Consider the following 26499-nt stretch of genomic DNA (forward strand, 5'->3'; position numbering starts at 1 on the left):
TTTGCAGAAAATCATCTTATCAAGTTCAGACAAGAAAATTCTTACAGAACATGCTGAAAATGAAAAACCAAACGAATCATGCGCCATACTATTTGGTAAAAATGAAACAGTATCAGAGATATTTTTGACAAAAAATATTGAAGAATCACCAGTAAATTTTACCATTTCAAATGAGCAGCTTATTGAAGGATACAAGACTGCCGAAGAAAAAAACGTGGATGTGATAGGCATTTTTCATTCGCATCCAAATTCAGAGGCATATCCATCAAGTACAGACAAGAAATTCATGCAGAGCAATCCTGTTGCATGGATAATTTACTCTGGCGAAAACAAGGATTTTAGAGCATATAGGTTAGAATCAGAAATTATAGAAATTCCAATTGAGGAAAAATAGTTAGGCCCGTCTAAACGTGGCTCTTGTTCCATCAGCCACATCAAGAATTGATTTGTCAGGAGAAATTATTTTTCCAATAATGTTAACTGGAGATGCAGGAGTTATCTCCCCAGGATTACCAATAGGAGTAGAACCATAAAACAAGCAGATAGCCTTTCCCGTAGGCCAATAGGCCACATCATTTAATTGAACAGGAGACTGGGCATTTTCTTCAGGTTGATTAATTGGAGAATTTGATGAATAGATTTCATCACCCCAAACATTAAGATCCACGGTAAATTGTAATTTTTCAACAAACTCGTTTACTGTTTTTGGGGAATTAGAATCATCTAACTCTAAGATTATTTTTGAGGATTCTATATCAACATGAATTGTGTGTTTCATTATTTTGTAAAGGGTTTGACACACATAAGAATACTTAGTTTATGCGGTCTCGCAACTGATGACAATCACATATGCAACCTTTTTGACATTTCATTCGTTTACAATCAGAACATACATGTCTATCCCAATACGGTGCGGTGTTCATATCAATATCTCTGAGTAATTTTGTATGTTCCTCTTTTCATCAATATAATGATCCTCAACAAAAATACAATCCAAATTCCCATTAATAGAAAATAAAGTATGTCTATGCCAGAAGATTCTGGGATTGGTGGTTCATTAGGTTCTTCAGGCAGATCAAACGTAGGCACATAAGTGATTCCTAAAAAAACAGGAATTGCAATCAAGATTACGATTGGGAGAACCATATCTATCTAATTATATGGACTGTAATTTGTAAAAATCTTTGCCACAGAATGAAAGTAAATGTCTTTTATGTCATCCTCAGTAGATACTGCAAGTAAATTAACAATATCTGAGGCAGTTATGATTCCGACTACAACATCATTATCAATTACAGGCAGTTTTCTGATTCCTCTTTCATGCATTAAATCAGCAGCAGATCTTATGGATTCATCTGAACTTACTGAAAACATTGGAGAAGACATTATTTGTTTTACAGGAGTTGTGATAGGGTAAGCATGGGCAACTATTTTAGCTGAAAAATCTCTATCAGTGACAATTCCTACAGGGGTGTTATTTTCCATAACAATAATTGCGCCAACCTTTGCATCTTCCATCATTTTTGCAGCTTCATTTACATTCATAGATGAATCTACAGATATGACAGATTTTGTCATGACATCTGCAATAGTCATTGTTTTTCCACCAGACATTTTACAATTTTATTACAATAATTCGTTATTTTAGACTCTTCTAGAATATCATGAGTGAAAATCATAAAAGATAATCACAAATTCTTTTAAATTAAAAATTATCTATAGTGCATCATGGTAAGAAAAATTTCAAGCATACTTGTTCCATTAGATGGATCTTCAAATTCTTTCAGAGGACTAGATATGGCAATTCACATGGCAAGAGAAAATCATGCTACAATTACAGGTCTATACGTGCTTGGAATTACAAAACCTAGAACTAATGATCCAATAACACCCGTAGAAAAAATTCTGTTAAAGCATGCACAAAAAATTATGAAAAAAGCAAAGACAACTGCAGCAAAGAAAGGAATATTGTTTTTTGAAAGAGTCTCATACGGAGACGAGAAAAAAAGAATTGTTGAGATTGCTGAAAAGAAAAACTTTGATCTTATCGTTATCGGTTCAAGAGGCATGGGAGCTGCAAAAGAAATATTCCTAGGAAGTACGTCAAATTATGTACTGCATAAATCAAAGAAACCAGTATTAATTGCAAAATGATTGAATTTTTGAAGGGCAATATTTGAAAATGATAAAACCAAACACTCAAGAAAATACATTGCTTGTGGGATTTCCAAGTAACGGGCTTGTAGGAACATTTGCAATTTCATATCTAATTCATTCCCTAAAGATGAGACAAATTGGAGAGATAGAAGTGCCGGACTTGCCATCAACACTGTTTGTAGAAAACGGAGAAATTCTGGCTCCAATTAGAGTATACAATAAAAGAAATATTTTTGTAATAATTTCAGATGTTCCATTTAATCAGTACTTGGCAGAAGGTTTTGCACATGCAATACATGAATTTTGTAGGAAAAACACCATAAAGAAAATAATTATTGTTAGCGGCATGGAAACAGCAAACAAAGAAAAAAATGCACCAAAAATTTTTGGCCTAGTCACCCATTCGATACTAGAAAATACATTATACAAAAATCAAATTCCAAAATTCTTAGATGGTTCGATTTTTGGAACAGACGCTTCAATAATTTCAGTTTTTAGGAAAACCAAGATTCCAGTACTTGTACTATATGCTGAATGTCATCCATTTTTTCCAGATCCTGAAGCTTCAATTGTTGCAATTGAGACACTTGCAAAGATTTTAGATGTCAAAGTGGATATTCAAGATATTAAAAATAAGATAGACAAATTACGAATTCAACATAGGAATCTCATGGAAGAAACAATTCGCACATTACAACAACAAGAGAAACAAGGGAGTACTCCCCAGATATACAGGTGATAAAATGAAAGAAAGTTTTGAGATAAGAACAGTATTCCCATCTATTAGTTCATTAATTGACGATATTGAGCATAGAATTCTATCTCCATTATCATATCTAAAAGAATTTGATAATCATTGGATATTGGAATTAGATCTACCAATGGTAAACAAGAAAGATATCAAGATTACTTTTGATGGAAATGCGATTAATGTGGAGGCAAAACTCAAAGAAGAATACTCGGAAGAAAAACTAGGAAAAATTTCAAAATTTGAATATTTTAAAAAATCAATATCACTTTCAGGTAAAATTGAGATAAAAAAGACAACTGCAAAATTTCAGAAAGGCAGGTTAGTAATTAAAATTCCAAAAAAAACATCAGGTCATTCCATAAAGATCAACTAACGATTGAGACATTCATTTTGAATTAAATATGCCTTTTTTTAATTAAATTTATGGAAATTCACGTATACGACACTTATGTCAAAGCAGCAGATGGTCATACCATGCACTTTGATGTAATCACGGGTGAAAAAGATCACGATAAAGCCATTACATATGGTAAAGAGTGGTTAAAATCAATTGGAGAGGAAAATGCAGTAATGACTCAAAATGAATGTCAGTTCTGCCACTCCCAAGGTGCACCAGAGCCTGTTGAACAGGCAATTAAGGAAAACGGCTACTTTATCCAAAAAATGGAAGGCTGTCCTTAAACACTTTTTCCTTTTTCTATAAGACACATTTTTTAGATTAACAGATATTTGTCACATATGGATGAACAAAAATATTCAAAGTGGACAGTAGAAGGAGACAAAAAAACAAGATGGATTTGTGGTTGCTTTCAGACAGCAGATGATTACTTCAAATTCTGTGATGCACATAATGAAACTTTGAAAAAAGCAATTCAAGCTCAGGTTGACGAATTAGATATGACCTTGATTATTGAAGAAACTAAAGTGCAATGATTGCAACAAATGCAGATACAAACACGATTGCAATTGTATTTAGCAATTTGATTACAGTGTTAAGTGCAGGACCTGCAGTGTCTTTGTAAGGATCACCTATAATATCACCAACAACTGCCACCTTGTGAACTTCAGAACCTTTTTCGCCTTTCATCTCAACTAGTTTCTTTGCATTATCCCATGCGCCACCAGTATTTGCCAAGTGATATGCAAGGAGTATTCCAGTAACCACAGCACCCATTAACAATCCAGCTACTGCAGTTGGACCTAACAAAACACCTAGAATAATTGGAGCAAGGATTGCAACTAATGCAGGTTTGTAAAGTTCTCTAATAGAAGCAACAGTTGCAATATCTACACATTTAGCATAATCTGGTTTTGATTTACCAGTAAGAATTCCTGGATCTGACTTGAATTGTCTTCTTACCTCATCTACCATCTTTCCGGCAGCACGAGATACACCATTGATTAGTTGGCCTGTGATGATAAATGGAATCAGTCCACCAATCAAAAGACCTACAATAATTGCAGGGTTCGTTAAACTATAATCTAAATCTAAAACTCCTTCAAAGATATGAGCTGCCTCAAATTGGAATGCCTGAATCATGGCCAATGCAGCTAGTGCAGCACTTGCAATAGCAAATCCCTTCGTAACTGCCTTGGTAGTATTTCCAACTGCATCAATTTCATCTGTGACTTTACGGTTTTCTTCACCCATGCCAGTCATCTCAACAATACCTCCTGCATTATCTGCAATTGGGCCAAATGCATCAATACTTAGAACAATTCCTGCAAGACTCAACATTGCCATTGCAGTTAGAGCAGTTCCAAAGATTCCATACAATACAGGATCTGCGCCTTCAGGAGCTGCTGCAGATGCAATACTGTAAGAGATAATGATTGCAACAACTAGTGCAATCATGAAAGGGCCTGTTGATTGCATACCTTTGATAATGCCCATTAATGTTAATGATGCATATCCCCACTTTGCAGAATCTGCAATTTCATTTACAGGACCATGCTTGTAACTAGTATAGTTATCAGTAATTTTTTGAATCACAGGTACTAGAATAACACCAATTACGGTTGTCCCAAACAATGCAATTCCTGCAGCGGATTGTTCAATGAATTGTGTGATGAATACATAGTTTAATGCAATTGCAATCCCAGCTGAAACATAGAATGAACGATTAAGCGGTTTCATTACATCAGTTACTCCTTTAGAGCCAACAATGACAACACCAATAATTGATGCAATCATTCCAGATGAGCCGATTAGAATTGGGTAAAGGAAATAGTTTGGAGCACCAATTAGTGCCGCAATTAGTAATGCTGCTAAAATTGTAACAATATAAGACTCATAAACATCAGAACCCATTCCTGCTGCATCTCCAACATTATCTCCTACGTTATCTGCGATAGTTGCAGGGTTTCTAGGATCATCCTCAGGAATATTTGCTTCAACCTTTCCTACCAAGTCTGCACCCATATCTGCAGCCTTTGTGAAAATACCACCACCAATTCTAATGAATAATGCAATTAAACTTGCGCCAATTCCCACACCAGCAATTGTGATGGGGTCAGGGAAAATGACATACAATCCTGCAATTGCCATTAATGCCATTGCAGGTACTGCAAGACCGACAGTTGCACCACCTCTAAAGGCCATAGCAAAAGTCTTTCCAAGACCATCATTGCTAAGATGAGCAGCTCTTACTGCTGCTTTTACTGTAATTTTTAATGAGATAATTCCTGCAACTGCAGACAATGCTGCGCCAACTGCAAACGCAAGACCGTTTGAGGGAGTAAGAAATGCGCCAATAATCACTGTTAATGCAATTGCAACAGGAATGATAATTTTCATCTCTCTTTTTAGAAATGCTGCAGCGCCAACTTTGACAGCATTTGAGATATCCATCATCTCTTTTGTTCCAGAAGGCTGCTTTGAAATCCAAGCAACCAATCCGCCAGCGACTAAAAATGATGCAATTCCTGCGATAAATGGCAGAATCTCAGCGATTTCCATGTTATACTCGCTTGCCCTAGTCTGGGAAATATAAATCAAATAGCGGAGACTCTGATTCTTTTTCTGTATGGCAGAAATGATTTGCCACGCAAACCCTGCCTTACGAGTTTGTTGAATCTCTTTCCATGTGCAAGATATGGGAATCGCATATGGATCAATTCATGAACAATTGTGTTTTCAAGAGTTTTCTCATCAGGAATTTTTCTCACATTAATGAAAACTAAATTGTGTTGAAGATAAGATACTCCATAGTACTTGTAAGCAGATGTACGTCTTCCTTCAGTCATCTCCTTTGGCGCATCTAGAACTTCTTTTGTAGTTAGTAAGATTGTAGGTTCAGGAATAGAGAATCGATTAGCATAGATCCCAACTTTTTCTAAAATTTGCAATTTCAATTCAGGATCAAGCTTCACATAATCCAATCATACAATCTATGTTTATCTTGGAATGTCAGTATTTTGTATCGGTAAAATAAAACGCATTTGACAGATTTTGTGACTAAAATAAGAGCTTTGAAAGTACGAAATATGTCTAAAATAAGGTCAATTATCCATAAAGAATTGCCATATGGACTGGACCGCCATATTTCATTCCCTTACTCCCCACCATATTTCCAGCAGAAACAAAAATTTCAGCTGTGAATTTAGTAGAAAAATGTTCAATTCCAAACAGAGTCTTTAGTATTTTTAACAAATATCCTCTTGCAACTCTTTCAGCATCCCATAATCGATTTTTAATTTTCTCTCTTTCGGATTCGGTAATGGTGTAACTATTACCATGAGCAATCTTATGCCTAAGATTATAGAGGGACATATCTTCAGATTGTTTTTCAAACAATAGTTTGTAAGTTTCAGAATCTTTACCATGTAATTTTTCGATATGAGATTTTAGTGTTTGAGTAGAGCCAGTTTCTATACAATTCAGATATGCATTTTTTATGGATTCTATTGGATTCTTTCCAAGTTCACTTAAAGATTGTTCAATGCAATTTTTCATATTTTCTTTACGTTCACTCTTGGTCCTATTGTCTGCTCTAAATTGAATTAATGAAGAATTTTCTTTTGCCTCTTTTTCTATATAATATGCAAGAGATTCAATAGTTAAAATAAAAAATAAAAATTTCGCAGAGGGATCATTCAATCTAAATGATTGAGATAACCAACCAATACTACGATATATAGCATAATGATCTTCTTGTGGAATATTTTCTAATTTTGATGTGATATTTTCTAATTCTTGTAAATGTTCTTCAGTAAATTGATAGGATGAACCATGATCATGAGATTCGTATTTTGGCAACCATTCAAAATAAGTTCCAGTTTTTAAAGAAAATGAAGAAAGGGCCTTGTCTATTTCTTTTAATGATTTTCGAACATTGTCTTCAGACCAATCAGATATTGGCAACCATCCATCATACACAAATCTAGAACGCCTATCCATATCCATAGTTTTTAATCCAATTGGATCATCTTTACTAATTCTATTTCCTAGTGTAAAACATGGAACAAGAGTGATGTTCCCATTAAGAGTTATAGGATTTGTTAATTTTGAGCTTGAAAAAGCAACAAACTCAAACCCATCACAATTTGTTAATTCATGTAAGAAGAACGCTGAACCTTCAGCAGTAGTGAGATCTTTTCTGGCAGCGTATCGAAATGCTTTTTGTGTCTTTAAATCGCTTTCAGAAATTACTATTTTCCGTTCACACCAATTATTGAATTTATTACCTTCAATTTGAGGAAAAATCGAATCAGACATAAAACAAAGTGCTAGTAAGAGTGTAAAAAATGATCAGAGGTATTTGTATTTAAAACTCCTATTTGGGATATTCTAAATTATTTAATACGTAAAATCAGTACAGGATCCTATTTTTCCAAACTTATTTTATAGAAATATTCTGCAATAAAATAATGGCTTCAATAATACTATCTTTTCAAGTAATAATAGAAGATTATGAAACAAAATTTAGACTTCATGGACCATTATTTCATAGATGGATTCCAGATGGTGAGAAAGATGCGCTAATTTTGGATACACGATTTCCACATACGATGCTGAAAATATGGTTTGAAAGAAGAGGATATGTAGAAAGAGGAATGATTGAATTTGATTCTAAACGTAAAGAGGTGGATGAATCAATTATGGAAAAACAAGGAGTATTAGAAGGAGGCAGATTATTTGGCTCATTACAGATAGATGAAGTTACAAAAGAGCAATTTGACGCTCTAAAACAGAATAAAATTGGAGATGAACACTATAAAGAACTAGGAACAAAATTTGCAAAGACAATTTACGAACCAATCTCTCAGTTCTTAGATCTTCTACGGATAAGATATGGACAGTATTGGGTTAGAGACATAAGAAAATGGGATTCATCAAAGGAATCAATTGGTAATTATTGTGAATTATTTTTTGTCAAGTGGTCTGAGGATGAAGGAAAGAGTTGGAATGAGTTTAAACCAGATAATGAACCAAGATCAGCAATAATATATTCATCATCAATAAAAGAAATGAAATCTTTTTTGAGTAAAGAAGATTGGAGAAATACCCCAGAAATATTAAAAAATTATCATCGTAGTTCAGTGGCAGAAAGAACTCTTGTACGAGTACATCAATATTTAGATCAGGGAGATTTTCGTCATGCAATTATTGAGGGAGCAACAGCTGTAGAGCTAGCTACCAGTGAATTTTTTAACATGAAATTAGATTCAGATTCAAAAATAAAAGATGAACTTAATGGGTTTTGGGGAATTTCAGTATCTGGACAATTAGTAGCAATAGGAACAACATTAGGAATACCTGAACAGAAATTACAAGATACAATAGAAGTCATAAAAACAAGACATAAAGTTGTACATGAAGGATTAGATCCAGATGCACAAATTATACAAAAAATTAGAACTTTACTTGAAACCACATCCATGATTCTAGGAGAACCAAAATTCAGATTTCCATCATCAAATCCAGGGAATATGATACAGGAAAATGAAGATTGGGAAAAAGAAAATGGATGACATATTTATTTTGAAAATTTCATGCCTGAATCCCTGTTTTAGAGATAGGTTCTGAGGCTTTGTATGGTTTAACAAAGATATTTTATTGATTTACAAATATCACAAATAAGGAACAAGTCATCTAAACAATCCATTGTTTATAATTATCACATGAATTGATCCAAAAATAAATGTCAATGTAGAAAATGTCACTAATGTAAATGGGTAATCCTTCCATGATTTAGTAAATACAATGCCATGTTTTGCAAGTTGTATTTTTGCATTATATCCGAAAACAGAGGTTGCAAAAGGGAGAAAAAAAGTTGAAAGGATAGATACAATAACAGACAAATTGGAAAACCTATCTGAATCAAGAACGATTTCATTGTGTTGTTCAGCAATCAATTCAAATAACTCTATCATGAAAAAAATTCCATCAATAAAAAAAGACATACCAATTCCCAGAATTGTAAAACCAATTATTGATGCCTGTTTGCGAGAAATTCGAATATTCCAAAATGGACTGAAAAAACGCAACAACGTCAAAATCATCAACATCCAAAAAACTACAAAAGGGATCATGCTTGTCCATAAAAATTCCCGAAAGTCATACATTGTTTGTTCAAAAACAAGTAAACTGGTAATAGAAAGGAAAATACTCCACCATGTGAAAAGATTGTGATAATATTCAGATAGAAGAAAATGTAAGAATTGTTTCATTAGTTAGTCTTAATCTAATTTCTAATTAATTGAAGATATAGATATCTGTGGGATTTACTAGACATCAGTCTTCAAATTCTACTAATCCTTCAAACATTTTCTCCGGCCGGACTATAGAATCATAGTTTTTACAGTAAATTTCAACAAATTCATCCCGGGAGTTGATATTTGAGTAATGTCTCTTGCAATAATTTTTGAAATATGATTTTGTTCAAAAAGGAACGGATTGTATGGTTAAAAATTATTTTTTGGAATTGTTTTTTATCTCAGATTACGAAATTGATCTGGATTTGTGGTAGTTATAGTTATGAAGCTAGTTCCCTGACGCGGTTCACGATCACAAATAACATGTTCCCAGTGATTTTCAGGGATCCAATTTTTTAGTTCTGGATCATAAACGAAATGAATTTTTGCCAAGTTTTTTTCATAGAAAAAATCTATTTTTTCTCTATCAGGTCCTGCAGGATTTCCTTCCGAAACTATTTCGATTGCAAAAGGTTTCAGATTTGTATAATTTGAGTAAAATTTGGGGACGTCCATTCTGTATAGTTTGGATTCATTCCTTTCAATGACTTCTTCTTTATAAAATGCCTCACGTACAAGTTTTACTCTGTCTTGAAGATAATAGTTAGAATTATCAACATTACAGAGTTCTTCATTTAGATACCATGAAGATTTTACAAGGGAATCATATTTCCCAATATTCGTTACTTTAAGATCCCAATAGGTTCCTCCAAGGTCACCATCACGTTTGAATGGATGGATTTCATACTCAAGTTCCAGTTCAAAATCCTGATACAGACTAGCTAACATCAAACCATTACTTCTTTCCAAGGCTTCCAAAATTTTTGACGTAGATTCACTTTCTCCAAGCATTTCTTCAGTTAATGAAACTAATGTTCCAGTAAGACTAAGAATAACAACTGTTGCTATAGCTGTCAATATAGCAGAGCCAACAAGAATTCTTTGAGTCCAAATGTTAGTGTTTTCTAAGGATTGGCTGGATTTTGTTTGAGCAAAACTTACAAGTTCTTTAAGATGTTCAGAAAGAATTTTGTATTGATTATTTAGAACGCCGTATTCTTCATCAATAATTTTTGTATTTTTGTTAACATAATCTAATATATTGAAAAAAAATCCATAGTTTTTGGTAACAATATTTCCTCCAGTTATTGAGATTTCTGGACGTGGGAGTAAATCATGTTCAAGTGCACCTTCAACAAATTTTGAAATGTATCTTGTTTCATCAATAATACTAGAGAATTCTAAGAGAAAAGAGCTTTTTTCAATTAAAGGTGTGGGTCCAAAATCTTTTTTGGACAAAGTAATTTTTTCTTGAAATGTACTAATTTCTTTATTAAAAACATCTAGTTTCGTTTTCCATTTATGTATCTGAGAAATTCTAAAATTTGTCCACAACCACAATAGTTGAGTTTCTAAGCTGTTTTCCATAGAAGATGAAAAAAACAGGTCTCCATCAAACAATTTTGATTCTTGAGAAAACTCTAATTTTATAATCCATGAAAAATCATACCCATAATTAGAAAAAATTGATGCACCCTGAGCAATGACAGATATCTTATTAGCAAAATATTCAGAAATTGAAATTAATCCACCGTAATTGACACCATATTTTCTCATGAAGGGTTTTTCTCGAAATTCTTTTGAAAATTCATCAGAAGTTTTATCATGTTCAAGTTTACAGATTTCATCAAAATCAGGTGCTTCAAAATAGAAATTTACAAATCCACAGCCAGAATCAAACCTAAAATTATCTTTTGAATCAGAAACAGCGCCAATTCCCATCCCTTTCCAAAATGACCAAAATCTCTTTCTCAAGGTTTCAATTTTTGTTCTGCTTTCATTAATTTCGCCAGATTCAATTTCTTCAATAGTTTCTGAGGATAGAAATCCACTCATTTGGATAGTATGCATAAAGGAAAAACGTGCATAATTAATTACACGAATTTTTACTTCACTCATAAAAGAAATGGATTCTGGGATTTCTGTTAGAGACCATTCTTGAAATGAGCCTCCACCCATAGGTCCGGTTTGAATCCAATTTGAGGATTTTGGGACTTCCCCATCAATAATTTGTTTAATAGAATTATCGAGTTTGTTTTTTTCATTTTTGGTAACAAAATCTAAAATTGTGATTTTTCCTTTGCTTAATTTCATATTTGTATGAAAATAATAATAGATTTAACTATTTTTTAAAAATTCAAATTTTCAGTAAAAATGTTAATTTTTTAGTCGCCTAAGAGATTCCCAAACCCCATAATGCTCCAATGTTTCAGTGTCATAGTTTTCTACAATTTTGGTCGAGCCAGTTCTCATATAATCCCCTAAAGATTCGGTGAATTGGATTTGATTTTTCAATAAATGTTGAAGATCAGATACATGGATTTTCAATTCTTCCATTTCAGATTTTTCTACTCGCAGTTGTTGTATGAAGATTTCTTGTATTTGAGAAAAGATCATAGTTAATTATTCAATTTGCGTTTTAATTTACCGATACTTCTGGTATGCGTTTATCTTGGAATGTCAATTGTTGTAAGAAATTTGGTTGATTTTCATTCTTCAGAATTATGAATTAATAGGGTCAGAGGTTTTAGTAGTGTAATCACGAGTCATACAGCCACCGTCTCATCATACCCCGTTATTCCATTAAATCAAGTAGACTTTGTACTTTATTTCTAATTTCTGAGTTAATTTTGACTACCACGAGTCCTTCATTTGGTTGACCGTACAATACAACAGAATTTTCAGGAGCATGAATACAAACGGGCAATACCAAAAGGTCTTCTTCACCAGTTACAAGAATTCGTATTGGAGTTTTCATCAAAAATGCCTTTTTGATTACATCAATACTTTGAGAAGTGATTTCGGCAGGAGGGTTATCAACAGTTATCTCAGTTGCGTTTGCAAGTTTTGGCGGTTCTCGTTTTTCTCTTTTTTCGATACCATCTACAATCTGTAATGATGGAATTAAATCAAAACCAATCATCTTTTCAGTGGTTCTATCACCAACTGTAATGATGTAGGAATTTTGCTCAATATGTTTGAGAATATTTTCTTTGTTTGATTGACTTTCAGGTATAAGAGTACCCAAAGGGATTTTCATTTGTTCTCTTAGAGAGTCAGGTAACTTCACAAAAATCGATTCTAGTTTGTACTTGCCTCTGGAGCAGATTCTTCATTAGAGCCTTCAGACTCTACCTCTTCTTGGAGTTTTGCTGCAAGTATACTGCATTGTGCTGCAATATTCTTTGCGGCAATTCTAAATGCAACAGAACTTGGAGAATCAGGGTTTGTAATCATGATTGGTTTTCCAACATCAGAACCAGACATAATTCCAGAGTTTAATGGAATTTCACCTAAGAAAGGCATGTTAAACTGTTCACTAATTTTCTTTGCACCACCATCACCAAAGATGTAATGTTTTTCATCACAATTAGGACAGATAAAATGACTCATGTTTTCAACAACACCGATAATTGGAACATTTAGTTTTTCAAACATTCCAATTGCTTTTACTGCAACATTACTTGCAACATCTTGGGGTGTAGTGACTACTAAAATTCCGGTAATAGGAATTGTTTGTGCAAGAGTTAATGGAATATCACCAGTTCCAGGAGGAAGGTCCACAATAAGATAGTCCAAGTCAGACCAGTTTGTATCAACTAGAAATTGTTTGAGAATGCCTGAAATAATTGGGCCACGATAAATTGCTGCTTGATGAGCTTGTTCGGCAAAGAAACCAAAGGAAACAACTTTGAGACCATTTGATTCTGCTGGTTGAAGTTTGTTATCTTCAACTTCCATAAAGCCATCTTTCATTCCGAGCATCAGAGGGATACTTGGACCATAAATGTCAGCATCTAGCAATCCAACTTTAGCACCTGTTTGTTGTAATGCCAAAGCTAAGTTCAGTGATACTGTTGATTTTCCTACGCCGCCTTTTCCACTTGCAACACCGATAATGTTTTTGACGGTAGCCATTCCAGTGTCGGCATCAAGTGAGCGTCCTTCCATTACTTTTGCAGTCACGTTCATGTCAAAATTTTTCACGCCAAGTTCATCAATTGCTTTTCTTACATCCTCTTCAATTTCGGCGTTAAATGGACATGCAGGGGTAGTTAATTCTAAGGTAAATTTCAAATTTCCGTCGTTAAGTTCCAAGTCTTTAATCATCCCCATTGATACAATGTCTTTTTTCAAATCAGGATCAATGACAGTACTGAGTTTTTCAAGGACTTGATCTATTCCAACCATTGCGTCAAAAAACCCGTTTACTTTATTTAAACATAAGTCGATGACCAAAAGAAATTGTCAATATTTTTCGAAAATTAGCAAAATCTTTGGAAAAACATGCCCAAATTACCCAAAGATTCATAAATTGAAATTCAAGAAAAACAGCACAGTTGTTTTCTATATCTACCCTAGTTGATGTTGTCAGGATTCCTCCAAGCTTATTTGGAACCACACTCAAAAAGGCAGCTGTAAACATTCTCAAAGAAAAATACGAGAGTATGATTAACGCCGATTTAGGATACATCATCATGATTTTAGATGCCAAAGTCGATGAAATGGGAAAGATGATTGCAGGCGATGGCGGAACATTCCATAGAGTTCAATTTGAAGCATTAACATTTTATCCAAAATTACAAGAAATTGTACAAGGAGAGATTGTAGACATTACAGACTTTGGTGCATTTGTCAGAATTGGTCCAACAGATGCATTACTTCATTTATCACAAGTTATGGATGATTATCTCAAGAGTGATGTGAAATCTGGAATGATTTTAGCTAATCAAAGTGGAAGAACATTAAAAGTTGGTTCTACACTTCGCGCAAGAATTACTGCAGTATCATTAGGCAAAGCAGCCGCAATGGGAAAGATCGGAATCACATGCAGACAACCATTCCTTGGCGCAGACGAATGGATTGAAGAAGAGATTAAGAAATCTTCTGGCGATGCAGAAGAACCAGCAAAAGAAGCTAAAGTAGAGGCAAGTTAAGATGGCACGAGAAATGGCATGTAGAAAATGCAAGTATGTGACAGTGGGTAAAGTTTGTCCAGTATGCAAATCATCAGATTTGACGCCAGATTGGAGTGGGGTTGTACTAGTAGTAGACCCAACAAATTCTGAAATCTCAAAAACTCTAGGCATTACTCAAAAAGGCAAGTATGCAATCAAAGTAACATAAAACTTCTAAATCTTTAAAATCAAACTTACATTTTATCATAATGTTGTCATTTAATTCAAAAAAACAATTATCACAATTTTTAGCAGAAGACATCGGTAAAGGAGATATTACTAGTGCACTTTTACCAAAGAAAAAAGTCACAGTTAGAATAATTTCACGAGAATCCGCAATTGTGGGAGGGGCAACATACGCAAAAACTATTTTCAAAATTAAAGGATGTAATGTAAAAATTTTGAAAAAGGATGGCTCAAAAATACGACCAAATCAAACAGTTATGATCATTTCAGGAGATGCTGGAAAAATTTTGATGTGTGAGAGAACAGCACTTAATCTTTTAACAAGAATGAGTGGAATTGCAACTCAGACAAATGAACTTGTAAAAAAAATTCCAAAAAAAACAAAAATCTATGCCACAAGAAAGACAGCCCCAGGACTACGATACTTTGACAAAGAAGCAGTAGAGATAGGAGGAGGTAAAAAACATAGATTAAGATTAGACGAAATGGTTATGATTAAAGACAATCACATCGCAGTTGATTCTCTAGAGTCACTAATTAAAAAAGCCAAGAAAAAACACAAAAAATTTGAGGTCGAGGTTGAAAACACTACAGATGCAGTACTTGCTGCAAAAGAAGGGGCAACAATAATCATGTTAGACAACTTCTCTCCAAAACAAATCAAAAAGACAATACAGGTTCTCAAAAATCATAAATTACGAAAAAATATCCTGCTTGAAGCATCTGGAGGAATTAATTCAAAAAATATTTCCACATATGGACAAACAGGAGTAGACATCATTTCAGTTGGAAGTATTACAAACTCTGTTAAAGGAATTGATATGAGTTTGGAAGTCTAATCATATCTAGGGAGTTTTCCGAAGTCATCAAAACTGTTCTGAACATTAGAATCTGCAAACCCATATTTGATGTTAAGATCTTCATTAATCTGAATCATCTCAACGCGCGTAAGTGATGCATATTTAACAAATTCTTTTAATGCATCATGATAAGTTCCGCCATTATCAAGAACCATTTGCTTTGCAGCACGTGCAATCTGCACTTTGTTATCAACATAGTTGAATTGATCCCAATAGATTCCATGGTGAGTGGCATTTATGCCACCAAGAAAAGTAGCAAATGCATTTCTTGGCGTATAAGACTCATAATCTTTATTCATCCTATCAAGTTGTTTTCGAAGAATTTCTTGAGAAAGTTTTCGCTGTTCATCAATTGCCAACTGTTCGGGCGTCTTTGTCAGAATCTTTCCTGCTTGAAGTTCTTTTAGAATTTGTTTTGATTGTTTTATTTTTTCTAACATTTGTTTTGCAACAGAACTATTGTTAATCTCGTCACCTGAAATTGATGTATACTCAAACTCAGAGGGATTAGTTTGTGCAAATGCATAGCTACTTGAAAATACCATTAAAGAAAATATTGCAGCAACTGCTAACTGCATTGTAATCTTTTGCCCCACAGATAAAAAAAATTAGAACTTATTTACCAGATACTTGTGATTTCATAGTAAATCTTATTACCTATAATTCAATAATCATGAGATCTTTAACTCAGATAAAAGGGCTGAAACTGACTTGTTTTTTGGATCAACTTCTTGTATTTTTTCACAGCATTGAATTGCTCTTTTGTTTTCACCTAATTTTTGATGCGAATATGCTTTCAAAAGTAGGACATCCACATCATAAGAAGCAATTTCAAGTGCCTTATCGAAATAAGATACGGCAGTTTTGTACTTTTTTTTCAGATAATAAATTCCACCTACAGTAAACAATGCGTCATGATTATTTGGCACCATTCTCAGATATTCTGTACCGGATTTTAGAGCTTCGTCATATTTTTTTTGTTTTGCAAGTTTTTTAAATTCTTTAAATTTTTCAGCATTTCTTTTTTGATTAGGATCCTTAGGAGTTCTACTGAATAATCCAACCAAAATAATCACACAGTTTAGCTTATTGCAAGCATTCTATCAATTGCTAAACGAGCCTTGTCTGCAATTTCTTTTGGAACAGTAACAATATTTTTTTCATTTACAAGTGCATCATACACTTTTTCAAGTGTGATCATTTTCATGTACTGGCATTCAGCTTTTTCTGAGGCAGGAATGAATTTTTTATCTGGATTTTGTTGTCTCATTTTATATAAAATTCCAGTTTCAGTTGCAACAACAAAGTTTTTAGCTTTTGATTCTTTCACATGATTTAACATTCCCTCAGTAGAAAGAATGGAAACTTTTTGATCATCAAAACTTCCATCTGCAACATCATACATCATAGGAGTTGTACAACTACATTCAGGATGAATTACAAATTCAGCATCTTTCATTGAATTTAATTTTTTGTTACATCTTCAGGGGTAATACCGGCATGAACATGACATTCTCCTGCCCATATGTGCATATTTTTTCTACCAGTCATCTTTGCAACATAAGAACCCAAAAACATATCAGGCAAAAATAGAATTTCTTTGTCTTCAGGAATTGCTTTAACTACATTTACTGCATTAGAAGATGTACAACAATAATCAAGTTCTGCTTTAATCTCTGCAGTAGTGTTAACATATCCAACTGCAATTGCGCCAGGATGTTGTTTTTTCCAATCTCTTAATTCATCCACAGTAATTGAATCAGATAGGGAACATCCTGCTTCTAAATCAGGCAAGATTACTTTTTTTTGAGGGCTGATAATTGCAGCAGTTTCAGCCATAAAGTTTACACCACAAAAGAGAATTGTCTTTTGGGAAACATTTGCTGCTTGTCTTGATAAACCTAAAGAGTCACCTGTAAAATCTGCCACATCTTGAACTTCAGGGATTTGATAATTATGAGCAAGAATTACTACATCCTTTTCATTTTTGAGACGTTCAATCTCTTCTTTTATTTTGGAGGTTTGTTGTACGAGCATAAACCATTGAAAATTTGAGCAGTAGGGATTTAAAGAATGGGATCGCGCCCAGAATTCTCATGTATGTTGACAATAGTGGCAATAATTGCCATGTTATGTGCCAATCTGAATATCATTAGAACAGTATGTTTTCAGAGTTTGAATAGCAGATAGAATTGCCAATCTACTAGTTTTGGGATTATTTACATCGGGAATATTTTCTATAGTAAAAGTCATCTTTCCAAATTTTCCTGTAGCCTCGATATGATGAGTATTCTTGTCAGTGTTTGGATCTGCAACGATTTTTACATTTGTTTTTGCGCTACCTAGTCCAATCAAGGATAAAAGTGCTGCAACATTGATGTTTGCAGGGAACAAGGATACTGCTGCTTTTGCAGTTCCTTCAAAAATAGTTGTAGCAGAATTAATTTCATCCAAATTGATGTTAGAAGTTTCAAAGAATTTTGCACCTTTTAGTGAGCGTGGATGTTTTGATGTTGTGATAGATAGAGATTCTAATTCATCTTTAACAGATTTAATTCCATCCAGTCCTGCAATAGCACCTGAAGGAAGATAAATTGTTTTTTTAAAATCTTTGCATGCATCTGACAAAATATCATAGATTGATTCATCAAGTAATGCACCAACACTCATGATCATCAGATCTTTTTTGTTTTGTAAAACACTTAGTGCTACATCTTTTACTGCATCTTGAGATGCAGCTTCTACAACAATATCTATTGGCTGAGAGGACAAAAGGTGAGGATTTTCAACAATTTCAGGTTTGTTTGTTAATTTTTGAACAAGTGATGCAGAAGCATCTTTAGACGCATCATAAACATGAGTAAGAGTTGCAGGAAAAGTCCCAGATTCTATTGCTAATGCTATTTGAGTTCCCATTGAACCACACCCTAGAAGAGCTATTCGTTTCAATCAAAATATCTAGAAAACATCGGTTAATTAATCTAGAATAATCAGGTATTATTTTCCAAACAAATTGTAATGTAGGCACAAAACTACCAAAATCTATCTAATCCAGAATCATCTTTTAGAAATTTTCAGAGGTTATTAAAAAAATAGAAAAAAATAGTGTTAAGATAGTTCTGCACTACCAAACAACACACTAAATGCTTGACACCAAATCAAGACCTTGTTGTATTTTGTCAGATCAGTATCAACAGGGATTTCATAGTTTTGATTTCCCTTGTTTGCTTTGAGTTCACCTAGATTCACAAACTCTGAGGCATCATCATCAGTTGCTAAGTAGACATACAAATCAGGACCATTAGTGGATTTGAAATTCTCTAATCGTAAGACGTTGCCACCATCTGCAAGAGGAATAGTGTATGCATCACCTTGTGCATCATGAATTCCATCACCTACACCGATAAAAGTTCCAGAATAAGAAACAGGAATTGTTTCTTCCATCATAGTTTCTTCCATCATAGTTTCTTCCATCATAGTTTCTTCCATCATAGTTTCTTCCATCATAGTTTCTTCCATCATAGGTTGAACAACTGCATCAGTAGGCAATGCCTCATCAATACTAGATTCTGTAAAATAAGGAGATATTGCAAATACAGATACAGAGCCAATAATTGCTATTGCAATAATTGGTATCAGATATTTGTTCATATAGAAAAGATTGAGTTTTTACTATAAAGGGGGTTTTCCAAATGTGTACCAAATGTGTACCAAATCTTCAAACAACGATTACAATCGAACCTAGCATATTTTTAATAATATTATTTATTTTCAAAATAAATTAATTCGAGAAAATGAGATTGTTATCAGTTAGTCAATTCTAGGGAAATTATTTCCTAAAGAGAATTTTTTAGCAAAAAACACCAATCCTATAATAGAAATTGCCAAAATCAGAGTCACATATGCACCAAATTCAGGAATTACGTTTGTGCCAATGATTTCTACATGTTTTGTATTTTCAGAAATTATCATTCCAATTACATAACCATCAGGCATTTTCATTATATCATATCCAGTGTCCACGCCATCAATCAACACTTGATATTTTTCCTTCTCAGCAGTTAGAACTTCAAAAGGTACCCTTACCCAAAAATCTGTTTTTTCTGGAACTTCTTTAAAAGCAACCTCTATGGATTTGTTTTCTTGATTGATAGTCATTTCTTTGACAGTTGGATCACCTAAGCCCTCAGTCATAGAGTCATCCATGCTTCCATGATAACCATAGTAAACATCATAAGAAATTTCATCAAATTCAAAGACAAATTTTTCAGCTTCTAATTGAGAGATATCAAGATACTGTGCAAATGCTTCAACGCCTAAAACATGTTCAGCATACACATTTGTTGGAAATATGATTAACAGAGAAAACATCATTACAAAAAGAAAAATTTGATTTTTCATAATATTGCTAAAAGATTATCAAATATAATGAATTAGTAAATTTTCATACTTGATTTTCTGAATTGAGGTAAGTAGAATGATTTATCATTAAGTTATTTATGTAAAGAAATTCAAAAATATCCATTGAAAGTTTTGCAGATTTTTTTAATTTGCACAGTATTTTGTATCATTTTCAGTCAACCATCATTTGCAGATCTAGAATCACCAAGAAAACAAATCAAATTTGGTATTGCGCCAGAAAAAATAACATGTAATGAAGGATTGGTTTTGGTGTTAAGAACATCAGGAATGCCAGCCTGTGTAAAGCCAACTACTGCAGAGAGATTAGAAGATAGAGGATGGAAACAAATTATTCAAAAGTTTGAGACGGCAGGAAGAGAAATTGAGACAATCCCTGCATCACAGGGTTCTATTGTAAATTTCTATATCACAGATGATGATCTAAACACAAGTCACAGTGGGATAGACACAATTAGTACAGAGGATCTGTTTGAATTTACAATTAACGGAATTCCGATTAACGGTCCGCCAACAATGATTGAGACAGGACCAGATACAGGAAAATTCTATTTGAAATTAGATTTGCCTAGCGAAATTAATGGAAAGGCAATTACACAAAATGATGTAGTTCTGATTCGTTATCTGGACCAAACAGACGCTGCAGGTGAAAAAAGAGTGGTTACAAAATCAGTTGTACTCAGTCAAACATTTGCCAAAGTTGAGACATCAGGAGGAGGTTCAAGGATTGGACACGAATTTACTTTGAGAATTTACGAGCCGGATGCCAACATAGATTCCAAAGATGAAGACAAGATTTCTCTGAGTCTTTTTGAGTATAGAGGAGATGGAGGAATAAGAACAACACTTGCAAATCCAAAATTTGATGCAAACTCTAGATTTTTGATCGAAACAGGTCCCAACACAAACACATTTGAAGTAAAAATTAAGATCCCAAGAGAGATAGATGGGAAGATAATTCACATAGGAGACAAGTATGAGATTAGATACATCGATAGAAGTACACCATCTGGAACAGAAGAGAAAATAATTTTCAAAGGAAGGATTGGATAGATGGATCAGTTTTGTCAAAGTTCAGTATAACCTAAAGATTTTATTCAAACCAACAAACTATTGTTGTGCTCAATACCGTATACAAAGATGCAATAATCAACAGGGACAAGATGTTATCTATTCTCAAAGGTCCAAAATTTGAGCAGATTTTACAAAAAGCAAGAGAAAATTGGGTGGAATTTACGCCTGTGAAAGAAGAAGCAGTTACAGCAGGAATTGATTCTAGTTTTAACAATACAAAATTTCAAGGGATTGAGCTTTGGGCAACTACAGCAGTTTCCATTAAAGCAGATGGAGAAATATTAGTAGATTTACATGAGTCAGGATTAGGATCAGATACTGATCTTTCAAGAATTGCAAGTAAAATGGAAATTGATGCCTGTGAAAAAACCATAGATCAGGTTGATTTGGTATTGATGGATGGTTCTTTGCATTCCCAGTTTATGACCAGACAATCAGCTTTAGATGCACAAGTTGTCAGAACAATGAAAAAAAAGACAATGTAATTTTTATTGCAAAAACATCAAACACAAAAAAACAATTTGAAAAATTAGGTTCGCTTGCAGGAGATATTTTTTATTATAATCATGTTACAAAAGGTCCAGGATTCAGTAAGTTATTTGTAGAAAAAAAATATGGAACTGACAAAATCATATCATCAACATTTGTAAGATTAAGTGATTCTACACCAATTATCAAGTTAGAATTTCTTGGAGAACAGCATGATGAAAAAGAGATAAAATTAGTCATAAACAAACTATACAAAACAAGTATTGGAGGATATCCATACGCATTAAAACTTGCACATAATAACTGTAAAATATCTGATAAAGAGCTTGCAAAGATGGTTAGTTTGTTAGGTCTAAGTAACGAGATTGGTTCACGTGAGGTACTGGGTTGAGTCTGGGTTTTGTTGTTGGTGAATCCAAACCAACATTTGTTACTGCAATTACACAGAGAGCATTATCAGTTGGAGAATACATCAAAATATCTTCAGATGAAGGAGAGATTTTAGGATTAGTTGAAAAATCAGCAGTGTCTAGTGCTGCCTTTGCAGATGTTAAGAATTTTGATGAAGCATCAGAGAGCACAGAAATTGCAGAGATAAACAAGCGTGACAAAACATTTACTGCACATATTGGAATTTTGGGTTTTTTAGAAAACTTGAGGAAGGGTCAATCAATAATACCTGCAATACCACCAATCCCAGGCACTGAAATCACCCAACCAAGCAAGCAAGACCTAGAAGAGATTTTTAGTCCAAAAAATGAAGGATGGGTAAAGATTGGAAATCTTTTGAGAAATAAAACAATCGATGCGAAAGTAAACTTGGACAAAATTGTTTCAAGACATCTAGGAATTTTAGCGATGACAGGAATGGGGAAAAGTAATCTTGTATCACTAGTTACAAAACAGATTTCAAAACTAAAAGGCACCGTAATAATTTTTGATTATCATAATGATTACACGGCACTAAACATTCCACTAATCAATGTAATAGATGCAAAGATCAATCCAAGATTACTCGATGCAGACCAACTCTCAGAAGTTTTAGAAATTAGAGATGGTGCAAATGTTCAACAACGTGTTTTAAGAATGGCATTCACAAAACATGTCAAAGAATCAAAAGAGTTTTGGAGTAAATTAGAAAACGAGGTAGATTTTATTGTTAATTCAGAAGACAAAAAGCTAAAAGAGATCAGAACGTCAGCATATAGAGTTCAAGACATCATAGAAGAAGCTCAACGTAGGTTTGAAGACATTTTAGATCCTGACATGGGTGATCCGATTAGTTTTATCAAAGAAGGACGTACCAACATCCTAAACATTTCAGAATTATCAGAAAAACAAGCAAATGTTGCAGTTGCATTTTACTTACAACAACTACTCAAAGATAGAAAAGATGCAAGTATTGCAAGACATGGTAAAAGTAAGAGAGAAAGAAGTTACAAATTCAATTCACCAATTTTTGTAATAATAGAAGAGGCACATGTTTTTATTCCAAAAGATCATGATACGAGTGCAAAATACTGGGCCGCAAAAATTGCAAGGGAAGGAAGAAAATTTGGATTAGGATTAGGAATTGTATCTCAAAGACCTAGGAGTGTCGACCTTAATGTTCTCAGCCAGATGGGTTCATTTGCAATAATGAAAATAATTCAAGAAGACGACCAACGCCAAATAGCCTCAGCAACAGAGTCAACTAGCCGTGAGTTGATTGCTCAACTGACATCACTAAATGTAGGTGATGCAGTCCTGGTTGGACAATGGACAAATTTACCATCACTTGTACATGTGGAGGAGGTCAAAGAGAAGATAATGGGAGCAGATCAAAGTGCAGTCAATGCATGGGCCAATGCAGAAAAAATGAAAAAAGTTGCAGTAGAGTCAACACAGGGACTTGTTCAAAAAGATTTGTTATTAGACTGATGCAATTTTCACATATTTCAGACACACATTTAGGATTAGTACAGTACGGTTCAGAGGAACGTGCACAAGACGTCTACGATGTTTTCAATCAATCAATAGATACATCAATTAAAGACCACATGGATTTTGTGATTTTTGCAGGAGACATTTTCCACGTACCAAATCCTAATGGAACGGCAATTGTACAAATGGCAAATGGTCTTAAGCGATTAAAACAAAATAATATTGATTCCTTTTTCATTCTAGGGGAACACGATATTAGTAGAATTAGGACCACGCCAATTCCATATGTTTATCATAATTTAGAATTCTCAAGATATATCGGCCAAGGAAAACCAATTGAATACAAAGGAATACTTCTTGCAGGATTTGATAAAATTAGAAAAGCAGAGATTTCACAATATGAAGAAAAATTTGCCGAAGTTGATAAGATTGCAGAAAACTTTTCAGGTCACAAAATACTAGTTCTACATCAAGGAGTAACAGAGTTTAATAAATTTGCAGGAGAATTACAATCAACAGATCTTCCAAAAAATTTCACATATTATGCAATGGGACATCTTCATGATAAAGATATTAAAAAATTCAATCACCTTAATGGTCCAATTGCATATCCAGGTTCAATCGAATTGACAACCAGTGAAGGAATCAAAGAAACTAAAAAAGGGTTCTTTGAAGTAGATATTTCAGGAAAAGATGCAAAACTAGATTGGATAGAGCTGGATACCAGACCACAGTTTTCGTTTAAAGCACAATATCAAGAATTATCAAAAACAATAGATGAGATTTCTGAAAAAATAGCAGGATTTACAAAAAAACCCATTGTGGAGGTAAACATACAAGGTGAAAAAATAGAGACAGACCACATTCAGGCACAAATTGCAAGGTTAAATTCCATGGTTTTGAGGTGTTTGTGGAGAATCAGTACAAAGAAGATTTCAGATTCATCAGTATTTCTAGACAAGCCAAATGTAATTGATGAGGAGATGTTTAGACTATCAGTTGACGTATTAGGTTCAGAACAATATGCTAGTTTTGCAATCAAAGAGCTACTTCCAGTTTTATCATCAGGGGAAATTCAAGAAGCATCACAGATAATTATTGAAAATTTTGAAAAATTCAAAAAGGAGAGAGAAAAATGATCACATCAATTGAATTAGGAGATTTCTTGGCGCATTCTGAAACAAAACTAGATTTTGATAATGGAGTTACAGTTTTTGTAGGCCATAACGGTGCAGGAAAATCAAGCATAATAGATGCAATCACATTTGCATTATTTGGTCAGCATACAAGAAAATCAAACAAAGGTCTAATCAAACGAAACGCAACACAGGGATTTGCCAAAATAAGCTTTTCAGTAAACGGAAGAATTTTTGAAGCTGTAAGAAAGATTGACAGTAAGGGGGCACTTTCTGCAAAATTCACAGAAATAGTTGACAATAAAAGAGTAGAGATAGCAGCAGGAGAAAGAAAGCAATTTGGCGAATCAATGACACAAGAGATTGAAAAAGTAATAGGTCTTGATTTTGAAAAACTAAAAGTAGCATCAATTGTTCAACAAGGAGAACTTAATGCAATAATCAATGCAAAACCAAAAGAATTCAAGGAGTTGTTAAATGCAATAATAGGAATCGACAAGCTTGATGTAGCTTCAGAATCTATGAAGATAGTAAACAAAGAATTTCGTGAAAATATTAAAAGAAAAATAGGGTATGATGACACACACATAGAAATTTTATCAAGAGACTTGGAAATGTATCAAAAAGAGATCAAAGAGTCAGAACCACAAAAAAATCAGTTACAATCAAAACAAGAGACATTACAAAATGAAGTCAAAAATTTAAGAGAGGAAGTGGAGGCAGAAGCCCCAAAAATTGACAAAATCAACCAACTGGAATTACGAAAAAAAGAATTAATCGAATATGCAAAAGGTGCAATTCATGAAATTCAACATGAAATTAGTGAAAATGAGCGTAAAATACACGATTGTGAGGCATGTTTTGAGCCTGCAAGCCTAAAAGGAGATTTAGAATCAAAAATTCAAAAAATAGAGCAAGCAGTAGAAGAGACTTTAAAAAAAGTTCAAGATATGAGGAACCAGACCGCTTCTCTTAAAGAAAAACAAATTCTTGCATCAAAACTTCAGTTAAAAGACAACAAATGCCCAGTTTGTGATTCCAGTGTAGAAAAATTAAAACCGATATTCCAAGAAGACCATCTAAAACAAGAATTAATGTCATTAGAAGAGCAGATTATTAGAAAAGAAGAAGAACATCAAATGTACAATCAAAAAAGAAAAGAGTTTTCTGAAAAATTACAAGCTGCAAGAGATGCAGAAGCCACGCTTAGAGCACATTCCATAACTTCAAAAGACCAACTAGAAAAAATTCAAGAGAATGTAAGAATCAAAAGACAAAATATCCAAAAAATTCCAGTGGTGAACAGCGGGAATTTGATTGAAATCTCACAGATTGATTCTCATGCAAAAACAATTTTTGAGAACATATCAAAATTAGAATCAGAGACCAATGGTTTTGATGAGCAAGAATTTTTGAATCTAAAAAAATTAGTTAATCAAAAACAGATGGAATTGTCAAGTGTTGATCAACAGATAGGGGCAATACTAGAGAAAATATCAAAAGGAAAAGAACAAATTAGAATTATTGAAAACGCGATTTCTGAACTGCATGTTGTTAAAGAATATGTAACAAATCTTGCTGAAATTCAAAATAATATTTTTAGTAGAGATGGTCCTGTTGCTACAAGTCTAAGATCATGGGCATTAAATGCAATTTCAGCCAAGGCATCAGAATATCTTGCATTACTTAATACAAAAATTCAAAGAATCCAATTGACAGAAAAAGCTAGAGATATTTCAATTAACAGAAAAAGCTAGAGATATTTCAATTATTTGTAATTCAAAAACAGA

Annotated in this window: 33 protein-coding genes; 16 read left to right on the forward strand and 17 right to left on the reverse strand. The window is 33.6% G+C overall.

From position 1 onward, the window contains the following. Position 1: 1 nt before the first annotated feature. A complete protein-coding gene (locus NKOR_RS06865; protein ID WP_014963635.1) occupies positions 2–394 on the forward strand; it encodes a M67 family metallopeptidase in 393 nt (130 codons plus the stop codon). Here NKOR_RS06865 and NKOR_RS06870 read toward each other — a convergent pair whose 3' ends face one another. From NKOR_RS06870 to NKOR_RS06880, 3 genes are all read right to left on the reverse strand, one after another. Beyond that, positions 395–778, reverse strand: a complete 384-nt coding sequence (locus tag NKOR_RS06870) for a cyclophilin-like fold protein (RefSeq protein WP_014963636.1) — start codon at positions 776–778, stop codon at positions 395–397. Positions 779–924: 146 nt separating this feature from the next. Then, on the reverse strand, positions 925–1146 hold the full coding sequence (locus tag NKOR_RS06875) for a hypothetical protein (protein ID WP_014963637.1): 222 nt from the start codon (positions 1144–1146) through the stop codon (positions 925–927). A 6-nt stretch (positions 1147–1152) separates the two neighbouring features. Then, the gene (locus tag NKOR_RS06880; protein WP_014963638.1) at positions 1153–1614 is read right to left on the reverse strand and encodes a CBS domain-containing protein; all 462 of its coding nucleotides are present in this window, start codon (positions 1612–1614) and stop codon (positions 1153–1155) included. A 114-nt stretch (positions 1615–1728) separates the two neighbouring features. Here NKOR_RS06880 and NKOR_RS06885 point away from each other — a divergent pair, with 114 nt between their 5' ends. Genes NKOR_RS06885 through NKOR_RS06905 form a run of 5 tightly spaced genes read left to right on the forward strand, consistent with a single transcriptional unit; the run spans position 1729 to position 3841 of the window. Beyond that, positions 1729–2154: a universal stress protein gene (locus NKOR_RS06885; protein WP_014963639.1), complete on the forward strand. Its 426-nt coding sequence runs from the start codon at positions 1729–1731 to the stop codon at positions 2152–2154. Positions 2155–2182: 28 nt separating this feature from the next. Next, positions 2183–2896 (forward strand): proteasome assembly chaperone family protein, encoded by a 714-nt coding sequence (locus NKOR_RS06890; RefSeq protein ID WP_016939294.1) that lies wholly within the window; start codon positions 2183–2185, stop codon positions 2894–2896. 4 nt (positions 2897–2900) lie between these two features. Beyond that, positions 2901–3281 (forward strand): Hsp20/alpha crystallin family protein, encoded by a 381-nt coding sequence (locus NKOR_RS06895; RefSeq protein ID WP_014963641.1) that lies wholly within the window; start codon positions 2901–2903, stop codon positions 3279–3281. A gap of 50 nt (positions 3282–3331) precedes the next feature. Further along, a complete protein-coding gene (locus tag NKOR_RS06900; protein WP_014963642.1) occupies positions 3332–3589 on the forward strand; it encodes a DUF2024 family protein in 258 nt (85 codons plus the stop codon). A 57-nt stretch (positions 3590–3646) separates the two neighbouring features. Continuing rightward, positions 3647–3841 carry a hypothetical protein gene (locus NKOR_RS06905; protein ID WP_014963643.1) on the forward strand — a complete coding sequence of 65 codons (195 nt, stop codon included), beginning with the start codon at positions 3647–3649 and terminating at the stop codon, positions 3839–3841. Here the strand turns inward: NKOR_RS06905 and NKOR_RS06910 are convergent. The 3 genes from NKOR_RS06910 to NKOR_RS06920 form a co-directional block, all read right to left on the reverse strand. After that, positions 3828–5867, reverse strand: coding sequence for a sodium-translocating pyrophosphatase (locus tag NKOR_RS06910; protein WP_014963644.1), 2040 nt, complete (start codon positions 5865–5867; stop codon positions 3828–3830). The two genes, NKOR_RS06905 and NKOR_RS06910, sit on opposite strands and share 14 nt — an antisense overlap. A 35-nt stretch (positions 5868–5902) precedes the next feature. Further along, complete coding sequence (locus NKOR_RS06915) at positions 5903–6280, reverse strand: hypothetical protein (RefSeq protein WP_026089977.1); 378 nt, start codon at positions 6278–6280, stop codon at positions 5903–5905. Between the two features lie 133 nt (positions 6281–6413). Beyond that, the gene (locus tag NKOR_RS06920; protein ID WP_014963646.1) at positions 6414–7625 is read right to left on the reverse strand and encodes a hypothetical protein; all 1212 of its coding nucleotides are present in this window, start codon (positions 7623–7625) and stop codon (positions 6414–6416) included. A 152-nt stretch (positions 7626–7777) separates the two neighbouring features. Between NKOR_RS06920 and NKOR_RS06925 the strand changes: the two genes are divergently transcribed. Continuing rightward, positions 7778–8881, forward strand: coding sequence for a hypothetical protein (locus NKOR_RS06925; RefSeq protein ID WP_014963647.1), 1104 nt, complete (start codon positions 7778–7780; stop codon positions 8879–8881). A 960-nt stretch (positions 8882–9841) separates the two neighbouring features. On the opposite strand, the gene NKOR_RS06940 is transcribed toward NKOR_RS06925, so the two are convergent. The 4 genes from NKOR_RS06940 to NKOR_RS06955 form a co-directional block, all read right to left on the reverse strand. Next, complete coding sequence (locus NKOR_RS06940) at positions 9842–11758, reverse strand: hypothetical protein (RefSeq protein ID WP_014963650.1); 1917 nt, start codon at positions 11756–11758, stop codon at positions 9842–9844. Between the two features lie 63 nt (positions 11759–11821). Next, the gene (locus NKOR_RS06945; RefSeq protein ID WP_014963651.1) at positions 11822–12061 is read right to left on the reverse strand and encodes a hypothetical protein; all 240 of its coding nucleotides are present in this window, start codon (positions 12059–12061) and stop codon (positions 11822–11824) included. A gap of 178 nt (positions 12062–12239) precedes the next feature. Then, positions 12240–12704 (reverse strand): GTP-dependent dephospho-CoA kinase family protein, encoded by a 465-nt coding sequence (locus tag NKOR_RS06950; RefSeq protein ID WP_026089978.1) that lies wholly within the window; start codon positions 12702–12704, stop codon positions 12240–12242. Positions 12705–12745: 41 nt separating this feature from the next. Further along, positions 12746–13855 carry an Mrp/NBP35 family ATP-binding protein gene (locus NKOR_RS06955; protein ID WP_014963653.1) on the reverse strand — a complete coding sequence of 370 codons (1110 nt, stop codon included), beginning with the start codon at positions 13853–13855 and terminating at the stop codon, positions 12746–12748. A 149-nt stretch (positions 13856–14004) separates the two neighbouring features. Here NKOR_RS06955 and NKOR_RS06960 point away from each other — a divergent pair, with 149 nt between their 5' ends. Genes NKOR_RS06960 through nadC form a run of 3 tightly spaced genes read left to right on the forward strand, consistent with a single transcriptional unit; the run spans position 14005 to position 15647 of the window. Further along, positions 14005–14601 (forward strand): DNA-directed RNA polymerase, encoded by a 597-nt coding sequence (locus NKOR_RS06960; RefSeq protein WP_014963654.1) that lies wholly within the window; start codon positions 14005–14007, stop codon positions 14599–14601. Position 14602: 1 nt separating this feature from the next. Continuing rightward, entirely contained in the window at positions 14603–14791 is a 189-nt protein-coding gene (gene spt4, locus NKOR_RS06965; protein ID WP_012215619.1) for a transcription elongation factor subunit Spt4, read from the forward strand. A gap of 40 nt (positions 14792–14831) precedes the next feature. Further along, positions 14832–15647: a carboxylating nicotinate-nucleotide diphosphorylase gene (gene nadC / locus NKOR_RS06970; protein ID WP_014963655.1), complete on the forward strand. Its 816-nt coding sequence runs from the start codon at positions 14832–14834 to the stop codon at positions 15645–15647. Here nadC and NKOR_RS06975 read toward each other — a convergent pair. The 7 genes from NKOR_RS06975 to NKOR_RS07000 all read right to left on the reverse strand — a co-directional run bounded on the left by NKOR_RS06975 (position 15644) and on the right by NKOR_RS07000 (position 20069). After that, on the reverse strand, positions 15644–16246 hold the full coding sequence (locus tag NKOR_RS06975) for a hypothetical protein (RefSeq protein WP_232202941.1): 603 nt from the start codon (positions 16244–16246) through the stop codon (positions 15644–15646). The genes nadC and NKOR_RS06975 overlap by 4 nt on opposite strands. Positions 16247–16339: 93 nt before the next feature. Next, positions 16340–16744 (reverse strand): tetratricopeptide repeat protein, encoded by a 405-nt coding sequence (locus NKOR_RS06980; RefSeq protein ID WP_014963657.1) that lies wholly within the window; start codon positions 16742–16744, stop codon positions 16340–16342. Between the two features lie 5 nt (positions 16745–16749). After that, positions 16750–17127: a quinolinate synthase NadA gene (gene nadA / locus NKOR_RS10615; protein ID WP_274513109.1), complete on the reverse strand. Its 378-nt coding sequence runs from the start codon at positions 17125–17127 to the stop codon at positions 16750–16752. 5 nt (positions 17128–17132) lie between these two features. Then, positions 17133–17705 (reverse strand): quinolinate synthase NadA, encoded by a 573-nt coding sequence (locus NKOR_RS10620; protein ID WP_274513110.1) that lies wholly within the window; start codon positions 17703–17705, stop codon positions 17133–17135. A gap of 93 nt (positions 17706–17798) precedes the next feature. Continuing rightward, positions 17799–18617 (reverse strand): aspartate dehydrogenase, encoded by an 819-nt coding sequence (locus NKOR_RS06990; RefSeq protein ID WP_014963658.1) that lies wholly within the window; start codon positions 18615–18617, stop codon positions 17799–17801. 159 nt (positions 18618–18776) lie between these two features. Then, positions 18777–19319, reverse strand: a complete 543-nt coding sequence (locus NKOR_RS06995; protein WP_014963659.1) for a DM13 domain-containing protein — start codon at positions 19317–19319, stop codon at positions 18777–18779. A gap of 159 nt (positions 19320–19478) precedes the next feature. Continuing rightward, complete coding sequence (locus NKOR_RS07000) at positions 19479–20069, reverse strand: PEFG-CTERM sorting domain-containing protein (RefSeq protein ID WP_014963660.1); 591 nt, start codon at positions 20067–20069, stop codon at positions 19479–19481. Positions 20070–20192: 123 nt separating this feature from the next. Here NKOR_RS07000 and NKOR_RS07005 point away from each other — a divergent pair, with 123 nt between their 5' ends. From NKOR_RS07005 to NKOR_RS07025, 6 genes are all read left to right on the forward strand, one after another. Next, entirely contained in the window at positions 20193–21140 is a 948-nt protein-coding gene (locus tag NKOR_RS07005) for a hypothetical protein (RefSeq protein ID WP_014963661.1), read from the forward strand. 65 nt (positions 21141–21205) lie between these two features. Continuing rightward, on the forward strand, positions 21206–21646 hold the full coding sequence (locus NKOR_RS10395) for a hypothetical protein (RefSeq protein WP_014963662.1): 441 nt from the start codon (positions 21206–21208) through the stop codon (positions 21644–21646). A 5-nt stretch (positions 21647–21651) separates the two neighbouring features. Further along, positions 21652–22041 carry a DNA double-strand break repair nuclease NurA gene (locus NKOR_RS10400; protein ID WP_232212284.1) on the forward strand — a complete coding sequence of 130 codons (390 nt, stop codon included), beginning with the start codon at positions 21652–21654 and terminating at the stop codon, positions 22039–22041. Continuing rightward, positions 22038–23570 carry an ATP-binding protein gene (locus NKOR_RS07015; protein WP_014963663.1) on the forward strand — a complete coding sequence of 511 codons (1533 nt, stop codon included), beginning with the start codon at positions 22038–22040 and terminating at the stop codon, positions 23568–23570. Before NKOR_RS10400 ends, NKOR_RS07015 begins: the two co-directional genes overlap by 4 nt. Next, positions 23570–24712, forward strand: a complete 1143-nt coding sequence (locus tag NKOR_RS07020) for a metallophosphoesterase family protein (RefSeq protein ID WP_014963664.1) — start codon at positions 23570–23572, stop codon at positions 24710–24712. The genes NKOR_RS07015 and NKOR_RS07020 overlap by 1 nt, the downstream gene beginning before the upstream one ends. After that, positions 24709–26466, forward strand: coding sequence for an AAA family ATPase (locus NKOR_RS07025; protein ID WP_238535960.1), 1758 nt, complete (start codon positions 24709–24711; stop codon positions 26464–26466). The genes NKOR_RS07020 and NKOR_RS07025 overlap by 4 nt, the downstream gene beginning before the upstream one ends. Positions 26467–26499 lie beyond the last annotated feature (33 nt).

Origin of the sequence: Candidatus Nitrosopumilus koreensis AR1 (assembly GCF_000299365.1) — an archaeon.
Taxonomy (GTDB): domain Archaea; phylum Thermoproteota; class Nitrososphaeria; order Nitrososphaerales; family Nitrosopumilaceae; genus Nitrosopumilus; species Nitrosopumilus koreensis.